The sequence below is a fragment of the Pedobacter sp. MC2016-05 genome, from assembly GCF_026239735.1.
Classification (GTDB): Bacteria; Bacteroidota; Bacteroidia; order Sphingobacteriales; family Sphingobacteriaceae; genus Pedobacter.
The window spans coordinates 1-14,371 of sequence record NZ_JAPIVT010000032.1 but is presented as its reverse complement, the minus strand read 5'-3'; the positions used below and the strand labels follow the sequence as shown (position 1 = coordinate 14,371).

The following is a 14,371-nucleotide window of genomic DNA, read 5'->3' as shown; positions in this document are numbered from 1 at the left end:
CACAGCTTTGTTCTTAAGTATATCGGTTTATCTAAACCATTTATCTCTAAGTCTCAACAGCCATTGATTCATACATGAGGAAATGGATATCGCCGAAAATTTTATTATTTGTTGTAATGATCTAGAAGAGGTCTTCTAAAATCACCCTCTTATATGTATTTACTTCTAACTATGACTTTTGTTCCTAGTATTTAAAGAATTTGATGCATTAAAATTTAAAATGTGATTGGAATCTTTAAAACTAAGTTTTGTGATAGCATATTTCTATCCTAAATTATGCTAGTCTAGATATTTGACACTAAATCTAAATGTTCGTTTTTTGAGACATTTTTTCTCTTTACCGTAATTGATGAATATAAACTTACAGCTCAAAAAAATAAAAAGTAGAGTATTGATGTCTTGAATTTGAGATAGTTTTCACTTTCCTGGTATTGCTACCTTAAAGAATTTACCGCTGAGAGAAAATGAATAGGAGCCGATGCCCGAGTTTTCTAAGGCAAATTTAAGGATTACCTGATTGTATTATAAATAAATCAAACATGTGGAACGGCAAATACGCATTATCAGAATCTTATTATAAAGATAGCCCAAAGTTTCTTTTTTCACTTTTACTTATTGTTCGAGCGGATTTTATCCGTTCTCTTATTTCATTCATGTCCTCCTCAGATACTGCCCCTAGAACCCGGGACGGGTCTTCTGTAACGATTTTGTGGAGCCAGCTAGCGGGTCTACCCTTCAGTTTGGAACAATCAGCAAAAGAATCGTGGTCGATAAAATCACAATTCTCTGCTTTTATTTCATAGTTGAGATTTATGAGCTCTTGACTAGTGAAAATGTTAGGATTAATATCATTATTTATAAATACGCTCGCAAAATGTAATTTATCCCAAGAGGCTCCGACCAAAATTAACCGCTTTTCTTTAGGTGGATTAGTATCGCTGACGTAAACTTTGACAACAGAACCAATCTGAATGTTTCTTTCAGCAAAACCCTCTCGTAATTCTTCAGGTATAAGATCAGCTATTGACATCTAATAAATGCTATGATCATTTTCCTCATTAAGCTGAATATATGAAATCATGTCATCACTAGTGCCTACTGCCTTGGCAATCTTCAAGTATGACATTTCAATATCAGGTTTCTCAGAGGCTTCAATCCAGGCGTCATCATGCGACTTATCGACAAGCTGCTCGAAATTTAAGCCTTTGTTTTCTTCTATCGATAGATTAAGCTCTGCGAGTTCGGAATCAGAAAGCTCATCGACATCAGCTTGTTGTTTCGCTGTTACTATCGGCACATTATTATCCCGACGCACTACAAATGATCTCGACATTACCATGGCTTCTTCAAAAGGATGGGAACCTCTCTCCGCTGCTTTAAAGATATCATATAGGAATGACGGAACAGGGCCAAAATTCATAGCTTGATAGGCATCGCCTGTAACTGGCCTACCATATCGTTTGAGGTGATTTTGATCGGCAAAATAAAGGATTTTGAAAGTTTTATGATAGTCCGCTTCACCGAGGTTATTAAGGACATACAAAGCAGCATTCAAAGTTTTATTCTTATCAATGTTAAATCCTTGCATAGCACAAAGTTAAATAAAGTAAATGATAATTGCTAATTTCTTTAGTTTGTAATTTTCGATTTTCAGAAATTGCAAGCTAAATCGAAAATAGCTTCCGTGATTAGTTATTTCCATCCTAAATTGATTGTAGCCCATATCTGTAACACTAAATCTAAATCTTCGTTTTTTGAGACAATTTATGTTTTGAATTGTTGTTGAAAATAAATTCAAAATTAGACAAACAAAAGACTTACATCAGCTTGGTTGAGGAAATGTAAGTGATTTATGAAATCAAAGGTGTATCTAAATTTATCTAATCTTTGAGCCAACATGATCTAGTTCGTCGCGTTAATTTTTCTTTTTGTTATAAGTTTGTTTAACTATAATTGGGAAATTTTGATCACATGTGACATTAACAATTTGTTCTTCAATCATCCATCCGAATGCTATTAGCTTATGCCCATTTGGTTGGGATAATAATCCTGGATGTTGGTATAATATTTAATAAATTGCATATGGATATTAGTATAATTGAATAGTTATAAAAACTGCTGTTTATATATATTAAATTCAAATGAGATTTTTCACATTAATACTGTTCCTAATAATCCCTATCGTGTCAATAGCTCAAAATTGTGATTGTTTGGTTAATTTCGATTATGTTGTGGAAAGCGTTACAAAAAATTATTCCGGTTTTGGTGATAAAGTTAAAAGCAAAAACATGGTAGAATTTATAAGATTCACTAAAAAAATACGCAATAAATCAAAATTCACCTCAAGCTTTGATTCCTGTTATGTTAATCTGAGAAATTGGGTTGATTATTTCCGCGATCATCATCTTCGGGTTCAACTTGACTGGAAATTCAGAAAGAATAACCCTGATGTAGCGAAACGATTAAATAAGTTATTTGTCAAATCTACTACGATAGCCAACGAATCCCAAAAGTTGGGGACGGCGACTTCAATAAAAATTTTAGACAGTACTACAGTTTTGCTGAGATTGCCTTCTTTTGAATGGAGTGAGAAGAAGATAATTGATAGTATTCTTCATGTTCATATGAAGGATTTTGATCAAAGAAGTAATCTGATCTTGGATATGAGAGGAAACGGCGGAGGAACAGATTATGCGTTTAATGTATTAATGCCTTTGATTTATAGTATCCCCATGAAAGTTAAACCAGATGAATATCTTTCAACACAAGAAAATATCCGGATTTTGGAGTCCAACCTCAGCGAGGAAGGTATTTCTTCTTCTGCAAAAGATTTTTTGAACCATGTGATATTACTTATGAAAAGTCATCCAGGTACTTTTGTTAATCCTTCAGGTAAAGATTTTTTCGAGATCAAGCTTGATAGTATCTATGAGTACCCTTCAAGAATCGGTATACTAATTGACAGAAATACTGCAAGTTCTGCAGAGTCCTTTTTGTTGATGGCAATGCAGAGTAAAAAGGTAACTGTCTTTGGAGAGAATTCCGCCGGAATGCTGGATTATAATAATACACAATTTTTTGATATTCCCTGTAAGAATCTCAATTTAGTGATACCGATCGGACGATCAAAAAGGCTTCCAGAGCATCCAATCGATAATATTGGTATTAAGCCTGATGTGGTGTTTGATCCGAAAATCGCAAATGGAATAGACCTTATCCGAGATGTATTAAACAAACAATAGTTACACGCTAGACTTATTATACATGTTAATTTTTTAATCCTTTTCTTTGCAAAAGAAATAAATCGTTCTGATTTATTTATCATGCTTATTGTTTCTACGACTTGGGTCATAAGCATTGGTAATACTTCGTTTTGTGATACAATTTTTCTCTTTGCCATATTTGGTGAACGTAAACTTACAGCTGAAAGAAAGATATACGTAGGGGAGGAATACTTTCCTTTTTTGAGACTTTTGTGGTTATTATTTCTAATGGCCTGGACTGTCCCATACTAGGTTTTAAGCCTGATAAGTATTATTTCTTGGGTAATTAGGTGTTTTTTAATTTTCTTTTTACTGAGAAAAGTAGGCTCTTACTTCCCAGATGGAATGAAAGCATGATTAACTTTTTACGTTACTGATTTACTCTTCTTTGGAGCGATCAAAATACTTATTGAGTTGACTTGGCATTAACCCAAACTTCTTTTTAAAAGAATGAGAAAAATGCGAAAGGCTTTCAAAACCCAAATCCAAATAGATAGCTGTAGGTTTTTGATGCTTATTTTCAATCAAAAATTTTGCTGCATCTAATCGTTTGGATAGCAGCCATTGTCGAGGTGGAAGATCAAAAGCTTTTTGAAAATCCCTTTTAAATCCCGCTAGGCTCCTGCCGGTTAGCTGAGCGAATTTTTCTATTGGGACATTAAAATGAAAATTATTAAGCATGAACTTTTCCAGATCAATTTTGTGAGGTTCTGCGTAATCAAACAAAAAATTCTGTAATGCAGGAAGCGCCAGCAACAATAATTTGATGCCTTCTTTTACTTTTAAAATCCCCATCTCGTCGGTCATGGAGGCCCCTGAACTTCTTGCATAAGGAACGATGGATTGAAAATAGCCCTGCAAAAATTCATTAAAGGGAATCAGCAGGTTTGGCCTTCCGATGTATTTGCCCTGGGATTTAATCTTTTCTTCCAATGCAATCTTGCGCATTAATTCTTCTTGAAGTGATATTACAATGGTCTCATAGCTTCCGTTCTCGCCCGGTGTCTTGGTGAGGGTGCCCAATTGGTTTTTGCCAATCAGTAGCATTTCCCCCGCCCCCATGGAAATGCTTTGTGCAGATGTTTCCAGTGTGAATACACCGGAAACCTGCAGTATCAAGGTATGGTGATTCCAGAAACATGCTTTCTGTCTCCTTTGCGTAGAGAGATATGAGTAAAAAATTACACCCGGAAGAATTTCTGCTGGACTTTCCATTTATCGCGCTAAATATGTACCCCCCTTAATGGCGCCTATTGCAAAAGTAGTATTTAATGTGTTCATTTCTTCTTCACTGAACTCGATTTCCATTGCTGCGATATTTTCAGCCAGGCGAGATCGTTTACTCATACTCACTAAGGGCATGATATGTTGGTCCTGCTGTCTTACCCAGGCGATCGCTAGTTGTGTGGGGGTAAATCCCTTCGCAGACGCCAAATCTTTCAATATTTCAATTTTTTGAAGATTATTTATAAGGTTCCCTTCTTGAAATCTGGAGAAATGTTGACGGTAATCCTTATCACTAAGTGGTGCGCTTAATCCCCCGCTCAATAAACCTTCCGAAGTGTTTGCAAAAGCGACAACTGGGACCCCTAAATCTCTGGCTGCTGGGAGCAATTCATTTTCTATTTTCCTATCCGCTAATGAATAGCCGATTTCCAGTGCACTTATCGGATGAACATCGTTGGCTTTATGCAGCTGCTCGGCGGTTATTTCGGATACGCCAATGTGACGGACTTTTCCCTCTTTAACCAGTTCAGCCACCGTTCCGATAATATCCTCTACCGGCACGCTATCATCCATCCGGCTAGGTTGATAGAGGTCAATGGTTTCGATGCCAAGTCTGGTAAGTGAGTAATTGATAAAGTTTTTAATTGAATTTGGCTTGAGCTCAAGGCCTAGCCATTGACCGTTATGGAAAATCGCTCCGAACTTGACACTAATAAAAGCATCATCTCTTCTCCCTTTTATCGCTTTTCCGATGAGCATTTCGTTGTGGCCAGCGCCATAAAAATCGCCGGTATTTAAGAAGTTGATGCCAAGATCCAACGCCTCAGTAATAGTGGCAATGCTTTCCTTCTCATCTGGAGTAGCTCCTCCCCAGATTGAAGACATTCGCATGCAACCCAGCCCAAGACTAGATACGAAAGGACCATTTTGGCCTAATTGAATTTGATTGATGTTTTTCATAACACAAATATCAGGCACAGGAGGAAAATAAAATTGCCTACACAGCTCAATTATTTTGCTTATATGGCTCATACTTCGATGCTATCGGTATGAAAATTTTATCAATTTAATATACGTCAAGCTTCCAGTCATATGAGAAAATTGTGCATAAGACGTATCATTTCTAAACTCTCTAAAAGAGATTGAGGATGTTATAGGAAAAATCGATTTGAAACCACTTCGCCAGACTTGTGATGATGAGATAATCAATCATTAGTATATACATAATCTCAGCAAGAAGATACAATTTCACACCAATTTATCAATGTGAAGATAAATAGAGTTTAATTGTTTAACTTGAAAAGCTACATCTCAGATTTTTCTATGCGTATTAATTATCCTTTTCTGTTCATTTTGTGAGACATTCACGTTATTGGTGGAAACGTTAAATAGGTAATAAAACTACTGAAGTATTTTGTATCGTGAATACTAATCAAATGTTTAAACGCTATAGTAGGTGAGAGCGTTAATTTAGATAAGATGGACTAAGATCACAGATCATGGCCCCTTTTCTTTATAATCTTAATCTATATCAGTGAATGTCATAAATGTACCAGAGATTTATCATCTATAAGTAGGTAGATCGATCTCTTGCGGAGCCTCTTTCTGTTTACCAGCAAAAAGCCCTATAAATTTTTGCCCTGGTTTACTGCCAATAAGGGAAACAAGCCCATTTAGAATACCAACTCCTATTTTTGATTTAGGATAAACTAATCCTGGTATCCCGGGTGGTAGTTGTTGGCATTTTTCAACGTATGGTCGCATCTTTTCTTCATAGGCCTTAAATGCTTCCTGATATGTATTGGCGACAGATAGTTCTCCTGCTAATATGTAAGCCCCAGACATAGCAAGATCTGTACCTTTTCCTGCAATTGGTGTGGCGCAATAAGCTGCATCTCCTACAATAGCAACCCTCCCTTCGCTCCACTTTGCTGCTTTCACCTGGCTTATCCTATCGAAGTAAAGATCTTTTGTTTCCTTTATTTCTTCTATAAGACGTTCTGTCTCCCAGCCACTGCCCTGGATTCTTTCAATTAGTGCAGATTTTTGTTCTTCAAATGACAGGTTTTTATATTCTTCTTCTTTTGCTGTAAAAGTAATCGAAGCTCTGGTAGTGCCGTAGTTATCCGGACGTATTAGAAAGACAATTCCATTTTTAGCATTACACCAACGTGCCCAACTGCTGTCTGTAATCGCCTTTTTAATTGTAATATAGGCAGTATACAATCCTAAATACTTAAAGTTAGGTTCCTTGGGAAACGAAAGTTTTCTGGTATAAGAACCAATTCCTTCAGCAGCAATTAACAAATTAAAACTTTCAGTCTTCCCATTAGAAAATGTAACATTGACACAGGTTTCACTTTGATTCAACTTTGTAATATATTCATTAAAACGATATTCTACATCGCGTTTAGTATGATCATATAGAATTTTAACAAGATCTCCCCTAAGGATCTCTAATTCCTGAGTCATGCTTAAAGCGCTTTCTTTAGGAAATTCTGCCTGTGTTTCATTTTTAGTGTTCACCCATCTTAATCCAGTCTCTGTAGTATTTTTTTCACGAATAATCTTTTCTATCCCCATTCTTTCGGCAATAATCTTTGCAGGCCCTTTAACGTCAATATTTTGACCACCTAACCTGAGTTCAGGTGCTCGCTCTACAATAGTTACTGTAAAGCCATATTGATTAAGCCAATAGGCTAGAGTTGGTCCAGCGATGCTTGCGCCGGTAACCAGAATTGTTTTTTTCATATATGGTGAGTATGTAAATTTTACGTTGAAGGCGCTTTAGAGAGAAAACTATTTTGTATTTGTACTTGTGAAGTTGTTATGGTATTCCGGAATACTGCTGGTGATTGACCGACAGCTTGTGAAAATAGTCGGATAAAGTATTTATGATCACTGAAGCCTAAATCACTGGCAATCTCTTTGATTAATTTTGAACTATACCTTAATTGTCTCTGTGCCTCACCGATTACCTCCTGTTTAATAAAATGTGTCGATGAATAACCTGTATTTGCTTTAATGGTATCATTTAAATGACTTACTGAAATATGCATCAGAGTTGCATAATCTCTTGGCTTCTTTAAACTTCTGAAGTTGGACTTAGTCAGCGCTTTAAATTCATGAACGATTTGCGCTGGTCTGGAAGCATAATTTTGTGTGGTTGATTTCCTTAATAGATTAAGGTTTGTAGCGTGGTAAAACAGTGCGTTGGTAAGAGAATGCATGATCTGAGTTTGCATTGGTCCTGGAGTCTTATTTTCAAATGCTTGAAAGATGGATTGCAGTAGTTGCTCGGTTATCAGCAACTCATCAGGATTTAACTCAAATAATAGGATTTCTACAACGCTCTGCTCATTGATGGAACGTGCTTTAGTGTCTAAGTTTTTTCCATCGAAAAACATTACCCAGCCATCAATATTGACCGAACGTATACATTGATGCACTTGACCAGGCTGGACTAGCAATAATGAAGAATTTCGCATAATAACCTCATCTTCTTCCACTAACATAGTCATTTCACCAGATTTTAATAAGAATAGTCCATAGGAATCATGACGGTGTGGATCAAATGCTGTTGCAGTATCTTCGATTGGGACGAAAGAAGGTAGCATTGGTGTAATAACTAATCCAGAATAGCTTTTGGCAAATTCAAATAGATGTATTTCTTTACTAACTATCACTTTCGATTCCATTTATATCAAAGGTAATGCATTAATAAGCTCCTTTTGTCCGACAAAATACTGTAAAAGGTGGATTAATGGCGTATTATAAACCTGATAAAAGTTAAGGGATGGGAAGAATAATAGATTTTATGACGCAGTTAGAGTAATAGTCAGCTAACAGAAAATGATTATAGGGGATTAAATATCTTCGTTTTGAAAAACGATTTTTCTCTTTGCGGTAATTGTTGCGATGGAATGTACAGCTGAAAAAAAAATATAAGGTAGTAGGAGATGAATTCCTTCGTTTTGTGAGACAAAAATTCATTAACAATTCTTGGCATATAAAAAATCCGCTGTTTAATGATGGTATGGCTATATTTAAATAGCTTTTTGTTTATTGATTATTGAATACCTATTTTAGGTTTATGTCACCTTATCTTTGATTTACTCGATTAATATGAAAAATGCTCTATTAACAATTTTTACCACTATAACTCTTTTCAATTTTTCCTCTGCGCAGCCTGTTTCTGATCCGCTTAGGGCATCATTTGTAACAAGGGATATAACTAACTTTTGGGAAGCATTTGATAAGATTGATGCAGAGCCACAGATTAACCCTTTTGAACATATCTATTTAAAACAGGGTTCCGCTGGTGTGCAAGCATTTACAAAAGGCAGAATAGAAAATGCTGCGTCTCTGCTCACTACAGTTCGCGAACGGAAGAATGACTATGAGAAAGCCAGGCTGAACAGCCTAAGAATGTTGGACAATGAGAAGCAATGCCGGGCAGCATTCATGGCGTTAAAATATCTTTATCCTAAAGCAGTCTATCCCAATGTATATTTTGTGGTTGGTAGATTTAATTCTGGAGGACACTCTAATCCAAAAGGCTTAATTATAGGAGCCGAAATGATTCAATCAGCAGCAGTTCCCTATATGGTTGCCCATGAACTCATCCACTATCAACAGGATAGTGTTCCCAAGAAAAGCCTAGATCTACTGGCTGCTTGTATTAATGAAGGTAGTGCTGATTTCATAGGAGAACTTATTTCCGGTGGAGGGCCAAATAAACAGACACATAGTTATGGCAATGCTAATGAAGCTAAATTATGGTTGGAGTTCAAGGAAATCATGGATGATAGGCAGGATAGCCATGATTGGATGTATAACTATAAACCTAAAAATGGTTATCCCCCTGATCTAGGTTATTGGATTGGATATAAAATTACGGAATCCTATTACAACAAGGCATCAGATAAGAAAAAAGCTATTTCAGATATCCTTCACATAGTAGACTTTAGAAAGTTCCTAGATGAAAGCGGATATGCGTTAAAGTTTAGATAAAAAAAGTGTGTGCAATTTTTGGTTAAACCAATTGTTCGTTTTTTGAGACAAATATTTATTATATTCTCATAGATAAAATCTAAACGCTTCCTTTTTTTATCTATAGAACTAAAAGCCTCTTTTTTCGACTTTTTTATATTGATGGTAATAGTACCAAAAATTAAGGAGTGTAGCACCTAATAGGAAAAAAACATAATAATTTTTTTCAGTACATATTATTATAATTGATATGATAAACAACAGTGAATTCAATATAAGAAAAAACAACTTCATAATGGCTTTATTTTTTTGGCTGCTATTAGTTAATATTTTGATTTTAATTTGTAAACATTTAGATATCTATTGAGGTGCAAAAATAGAGTTAACCAAATCGATTATCAATAACGAAGATGCTATTTTGTTTTGCGAATGAAAGTTTCTGTTGATTTGAGCATAAATAGCTTGTTGTGATTTTTATTCTTTTTAATTTGAGTGCTCAAATAAGTGTTAGCTAACGCATAGTTTATGTTGGTTTAATTGTTGAACACAATCATCATAGTGAGAAAATTAAATAGTTAGCCTTTGCCACTTGATAAATCAGTTTCTTCGATATTATAATAAAATCAATTTGCCATTGCAACTTGTTGCCTTGGCAAATTGATTTTTGAGACAGGTTATAGTTTAATTTAACGTTTCTGCCTTTATGCACATCTTTTGCTTCAGTGCTTGCTTCCTCTTGCACTTTCAATACGCTTTGGGTTTATAAAATGCCGGTTATCGCCTAAAATATCTTATTTAATGGCCTATACTCTCCAAAAATTTGAAAAGTATATAATAGGTAAGTTTGGTAGCCAAATTCTAATATTGCCATTTTTATAATATGTGAAATAATAGATGATATATCGTTATATTATATAATGATTGAAATAATTTAAGTGAATATGCGTCAAAAATTTTTTTTTATTAGTTTAGGATTCGATAACAAATAATGTTACAAATCAATGAAAGGAATTTTGATAAATGCTGTTACATTTCTTATGTTATTTACATCATGTAACAGAAAGAAGAAAACTTTTGATGAGGAACTAGTTCAGATATTCAAGACAAAGTCAATAAATAAAGACAAAATAGATTGGGCTGTTTTTGAGAAAAAAGTACATGATGATTATTTGATTGCTAGGGATTCCGCGATTGTAACTGCTCTTACTTTGAATGGTAACCGTCACACATACGTAGCAAGAGGAAGAGAAATAATTCAAGGGAGATATGCTAATATAAGGCCGGTAGATACTTGTTATTTATTTGGAGCAATAAAACTTAAGCTGCTAAAGGGTGTCGGATATTTGAAAATTGGAAGCCATTATTTAACTTCAAAAAATGATGTAGAAGACAGCCAATCTAATAGTGATTATATAAATCAAATTCTCGAGTCAATCAAGAATCAAGATCGGGTCGGTATCAAGGGGTGGATAATCGATCTTCGGTACAATTCTGGAGGAGATATGTGGCCTATGTTGGTCGCAACATCACCATTTTTTTCGTCTGGCATTCTTGGATACTTTGAAAAAAATGATCAAAGATCAATTTGGCACTTCGATAAGAATGAAATTTTATTAGATAATAGTTCTCAAAATAAACGACTTGAAGTGGAGAGTGTAAAATATAGAATCTTAAATTCCAATCCTAAAATAGCAGTTCTAATAAATCATAGAACCAAAAGTGCCGGGGAAGCGACTGCACTCGCCTTCAAATCCTTGAAAAATGTAAAATTCTTTGGCTTAAAAACCCATGGCTTTGCAACTTCAAACGAAATAATACATTTAGAGGGCGGAGATGAATTAATTTTGACAACAGGTTACCTGTCAGATGTTAACGGTAAAACTTATCCTACTGGGATTTACCCAGACATTCCTTCATGCTCTGTTTTTGAATTGAATAATCAGCTTCTTAAATGGTTTAATCCTTAGTTCCCACTTTACGTACTATTATGTTATGAAAAAGATGATGATTATACCACATCAAGTCCATAGTCATGTAATTTCTTCATTCACCCTTTCTTACTATTTAAAAGATTTAGGTTATAATGTATTTTATTTAGCATCTGTTGAGTACAGTAACATAATTATTGAGGCAGGATTCAATTATCTGAAGGTGGATTTCCAGTTAATAAAATCAAATTTTAGAAAAAAAACGTTAATGCAGAAGGTTAAACAAATTCCTAAAGGAATTTTTTTTGATTATGATACATGGAAAAGATATTCTAAACACAAAAAATTATCAATTCTTCTTGAAGAATTGCAACCAGACATTACATTTCTTGACACGTCCTTAGCCTCGTTTGAAGTTTTTTTTCGCGAGAATGATTATAGTGGATAAACCAGAGTAGATTGACCCCGTCTTACCGGAATTAAATTTATTGTAAATGGTTGTTTCCCCTTATGTTAGTAAATTGGCGAGAAGGGGTCAAATGGATTGGTTTGTCCAGTAAACAAGGTATTACTTCATACATCGATGTTTATAAAGGTATATTGTCCATTCAAATTATTCTCAATTAAAATCAGCGAAAAGAAACTTTAGAAAAGTAAGCGTAATTTTGTAAATTTATACTCATAGAAATAATTAAATGGCAAAGAAATCAAATCACGTCGTGCCATCATCATCAGGGTGGGCGGTAAAGAAATCGGGATCCTCTAGAGCTTCAAAGACATTCGATAACAAAGAAAGTGCTATTAGCTACGGAAAAGAATTGAGTAAAAATGAAAAAACGGAACTGTATATCCATAAAAAAAATGGAATGATTCAGGATAAAAATTCTTATGGTAATGATCCTAACCCACCAAGAGATAAAAATTAATGGTGTTTGAGACAAACGTTTTTATTAACTGTCCTTTTGACCTTGATTATATCAATGATCTGCTCAAGCCGATGATATACTCACTTATTAAGAACGGGTTAAGCCCTAGATTGTCACTGGAAGTTTCAGATTCAGGCCAGATAAGATTAGAAAAGATTATTAATATCATTAAAGAATGTAAGTATAGCATTCATGATTTATCTATAGTGAAATCAACAGCAGCAGCTGAATTTGCAAGGATGAACATGCCTTTTGAACTCGGAATAGATTATGGCCTCAGAAATAGTGGAGTTGAACCATTAGATACCAAACGGTTCCTAATTCTCGAAGCTATAAAGTACGATTATCAAAAGGCATTATCTGATATTAATGGTTTTGATATAAAAGTTCATTCAAATGATACAGAAGCTGTTTTCGATTGCCTTTACAGCTGGTCAAGTGAAACCTTAAAACTCAATGGACAAGATCCTCCATTGAAGACTTATTATGATTTTGCTGACTTTAATGCAAGTCTTTTCGAAGAAAAAGTTGCACAGTTTGGTAGCGAAAAAATAGCTATAAACTACATCAACAGAATAAGCATTCCAGAATATATAAAGGAAATCAGGGAAAGAATTTAGCTTATATAATGTCAGCTTCATTTATTTCTATAGTTTCAACTTTGCCAAGCTTACTTGCTGAAACCATTTCTAAACAATTTATTACAACAAAAAAAAACTGTTTATTATTATAATTCAGCGTTGGAGGAAAAACATTTCTAGAATTTGGAAACTTAAAGTCTAATTCCGCTTTATCCATATTGAATATAATTAGATAGCCAAAGTCTTTGTTAAAATCGCCTGTATATTTAACAATCTGGGAAAAACTCTCTTTGATACGATTCTTGCCATAACCCCTTATCCTATCAAATATTTTTATTTCAATCACTATAGGATTATCTGTGTCAATTTGACCAACAATATCAGCCCTACCAGACATGCTTTTTGGCGTTGAAAATGGATAATCTATTCCTTGGTCGAACAAATAAAGCCTCAAATGATCTTCAAAAATCTGTTCATAATTAGCTCTCGCAATGCTATATTGTTCAGAAAGCTTTTTTTTCATAAACCATTCAGTTCGCATTTTATATTTTTCCAATAAATAAATAATAGAATTTGACGTATCTAGTTGATCATGTAAATAATATAATAATGGTGTAATAAGCTGTTCAATCAAGTTTTCTTGACAATCATGTATGTCACGACCCATAAACATTGTCAACTTATTTAAATCTTCATAGCCAGCATCTCTTATTAAGTACTTTAAAAATTGATATCCAAAAGCTGCATGATGTTCATCATTTTCAAAGCTTAAGTCATCTCCATTTTCCAAGCTTTCATCTGTTTTTTTAAGTGTATCTTCAGTATATGGATATTTAAGACAAACTTCTTGTACTATTCCCATAATTAATTTTTCACTCTCTATTTTCGAAAGGAAATACTTAACCTGCCCGCCAAATTGAGATATTGAGGCACGAGACATTCTGTTTTTCCACTCTTGCAGATTTGATCTGAGATTATGACTTTGATACATTATTTAAATTTTTTAAGCGTTTCTTTTAGTCGCCCATAGCTCTTTCAACTTTATTCAAACTAGTTTCTACTGAAGCATTATTGTCTATTAATTTAATGGTCGCTTTACAATTATGGCAAAAGATTGTACTCCCTAGTTTTACCTCCCTCAAGGTTACTTCACCCGTATAACTACATGCAGGACAATTGAAATCTATCCAATGTTTACTTAAATCCATAGGTTTTTATCCAAATTAGGCTATTTAAGTTATTTTTCAAAGTATGAATGTGTTTCGTCTCCAGAGACAATCTTCTATTTGTTGTAATTGGTGCAATTAAACTTTCAGCTGAAAGAAAGATATATAGTAGGGGATGAAATACTTTCGTTTTTTGAGACAAGCTAATAAAAGGCTGGAGAATTTTTTAGGCATGTGCCGCCTTTTAAGTCAAAAGTAATCGGACACATTACCGAATTTTTTAGGGTA

Annotated in this window: 12 protein-coding genes; 5 read left to right on the top strand and 7 right to left on the bottom strand. The window is 34.4% G+C overall.

The genetic code is table 11. The features are described from left to right. Positions 1 to 574 precede the first annotated feature (574 nt). Entirely contained in the window at positions 575 to 1,030 is a 456-nt protein-coding gene (locus OQZ33_RS23385; RefSeq protein WP_265801945.1) for a hypothetical protein, read from the bottom strand. Next, positions 1,031 to 1,588: a Panacea domain-containing protein gene (locus OQZ33_RS23380; protein WP_265801943.1), complete on the bottom strand. Its 558-nt coding sequence runs from the start codon at positions 1,586 to 1,588 to the stop codon at positions 1,031 to 1,033. It abuts the gene before it with no gap. A 595-nt stretch (positions 1,589 to 2,183) separates the two neighbouring features. Here OQZ33_RS23380 and OQZ33_RS23375 point away from each other — a divergent pair. Next, the gene (locus OQZ33_RS23375; RefSeq protein ID WP_265801942.1) at positions 2,184 to 3,242 is read left to right on the top strand and encodes a S41 family peptidase; all 1,059 of its coding nucleotides are present in this window, start codon (positions 2,184 to 2,186) and stop codon (positions 3,240 to 3,242) included. A 399-nt stretch (positions 3,243 to 3,641) separates the two neighbouring features. Here the strand turns inward: OQZ33_RS23375 and OQZ33_RS23370 are convergent, their stop codons facing one another. The 4 genes from OQZ33_RS23370 to OQZ33_RS23355 all read right to left on the bottom strand — a co-directional run bounded on the left by OQZ33_RS23370 (position 3,642) and on the right by OQZ33_RS23355 (position 8,188). Beyond that, on the bottom strand, positions 3,642 to 4,478 hold the full coding sequence (locus OQZ33_RS23370) for a helix-turn-helix domain-containing protein (protein WP_265801941.1): 837 nt from the start codon (positions 4,476 to 4,478) through the stop codon (positions 3,642 to 3,644). Continuing rightward, positions 4,479 to 5,450 (bottom strand): aldo/keto reductase, encoded by a 972-nt coding sequence (locus tag OQZ33_RS23365; RefSeq protein ID WP_265801940.1) that lies wholly within the window; start codon positions 5,448 to 5,450, stop codon positions 4,479 to 4,481. It lies immediately after the preceding gene. Between the two features lie 603 nt (positions 5,451 to 6,053). Beyond that, the gene (locus OQZ33_RS23360; RefSeq protein WP_265801938.1) at positions 6,054 to 7,241 is read right to left on the bottom strand and encodes an FAD-dependent monooxygenase; all 1,188 of its coding nucleotides are present in this window, start codon (positions 7,239 to 7,241) and stop codon (positions 6,054 to 6,056) included. A gap of 20 nt (positions 7,242 to 7,261) precedes the next feature. Then, positions 7,262 to 8,188 carry a helix-turn-helix domain-containing protein gene (locus OQZ33_RS23355; RefSeq protein ID WP_265801937.1) on the bottom strand — a complete coding sequence of 309 codons (927 nt, stop codon included), beginning with the start codon at positions 8,186 to 8,188 and terminating at the stop codon, positions 7,262 to 7,264. A gap of 427 nt (positions 8,189 to 8,615) precedes the next feature. Here OQZ33_RS23355 and OQZ33_RS23350 point away from each other — a divergent pair, with 427 nt between their 5' ends. The 4 genes from OQZ33_RS23350 (at position 8,616) to OQZ33_RS23335 (ending at position 12,956) form a co-directional block, all read left to right on the top strand. Further along, positions 8,616 to 9,503 (top strand): DUF2268 domain-containing putative Zn-dependent protease, encoded by an 888-nt coding sequence (locus OQZ33_RS23350; RefSeq protein WP_265801936.1) that lies wholly within the window; start codon positions 8,616 to 8,618, stop codon positions 9,501 to 9,503. A 980-nt stretch (positions 9,504 to 10,483) separates the two neighbouring features. Further along, positions 10,484 to 11,449: a S41 family peptidase gene (locus tag OQZ33_RS23345; protein ID WP_265801935.1), complete on the top strand. Its 966-nt coding sequence runs from the start codon at positions 10,484 to 10,486 to the stop codon at positions 11,447 to 11,449. Positions 11,450 to 12,105: 656 nt separating this feature from the next. After that, positions 12,106 to 12,336, top strand: a complete 231-nt coding sequence (locus OQZ33_RS23340; protein ID WP_265801934.1) for a DUF2188 domain-containing protein — start codon at positions 12,106 to 12,108, stop codon at positions 12,334 to 12,336. Next, positions 12,336 to 12,956 (top strand): hypothetical protein, encoded by a 621-nt coding sequence (locus OQZ33_RS23335; protein WP_265801933.1) that lies wholly within the window; start codon positions 12,336 to 12,338, stop codon positions 12,954 to 12,956. The genes OQZ33_RS23340 and OQZ33_RS23335 overlap by 1 nt, the downstream gene beginning before the upstream one ends. A gap of 1 nt (position 12,957) precedes the next feature. Here the strand turns inward: OQZ33_RS23335 and OQZ33_RS23330 are convergent, their stop codons facing one another. After that, complete coding sequence (locus OQZ33_RS23330) at positions 12,958 to 13,908, bottom strand: hypothetical protein (RefSeq protein ID WP_265801932.1); 951 nt, start codon at positions 13,906 to 13,908, stop codon at positions 12,958 to 12,960. Between the last annotated feature and the right edge of the window lie 463 nt (positions 13,909 to 14,371).

Excerpts from the sequence above, each read along its gene's own strand:
- OQZ33_RS23330 (WP_265801932.1), bottom strand. The coding sequence starts at position 13,908 with ATGTATCAAAGTCATAATCTCAGATCAAATCTGCAAGAGTGGAAAAAC.
- OQZ33_RS23350 (WP_265801936.1), top strand. The coding sequence starts at position 8,616 with ATGAAAAATGCTCTATTAACAATTTTTACCACTATAACTCTTTTCAAT.
- OQZ33_RS23335 (WP_265801933.1), top strand. The coding sequence starts at position 12,336 with ATGGTGTTTGAGACAAACGTTTTTATTAACTGTCCTTTTGACCTTGAT.
- OQZ33_RS23370 (WP_265801941.1), bottom strand. The coding sequence starts at position 4,478 with ATGGAAAGTCCAGCAGAAATTCTTCCGGGTGTAATTTTTTACTCATAT.
- OQZ33_RS23365 (WP_265801940.1), bottom strand. The coding sequence starts at position 5,450 with ATGAAAAACATCAATCAAATTCAATTAGGCCAAAATGGTCCTTTCGTA.
- OQZ33_RS23345 (WP_265801935.1), top strand. The coding sequence starts at position 10,484 with ATGAAAGGAATTTTGATAAATGCTGTTACATTTCTTATGTTATTTACA.
- OQZ33_RS23355 (WP_265801937.1), bottom strand. The coding sequence starts at position 8,188 with ATGGAATCGAAAGTGATAGTTAGTAAAGAAATACATCTATTTGAATTT.
- OQZ33_RS23385 (WP_265801945.1), bottom strand. The coding sequence starts at position 1,030 with ATGTCAATAGCTGATCTTATACCTGAAGAATTACGAGAGGGTTTTGCT.
- OQZ33_RS23360 (WP_265801938.1), bottom strand. The coding sequence starts at position 7,241 with ATGAAAAAAACAATTCTGGTTACCGGCGCAAGCATCGCTGGACCAACT.
- OQZ33_RS23340 (WP_265801934.1), top strand. The coding sequence starts at position 12,106 with ATGGCAAAGAAATCAAATCACGTCGTGCCATCATCATCAGGGTGGGCG.
- OQZ33_RS23380 (WP_265801943.1), bottom strand. The coding sequence starts at position 1,588 with ATGCAAGGATTTAACATTGATAAGAATAAAACTTTGAATGCTGCTTTG.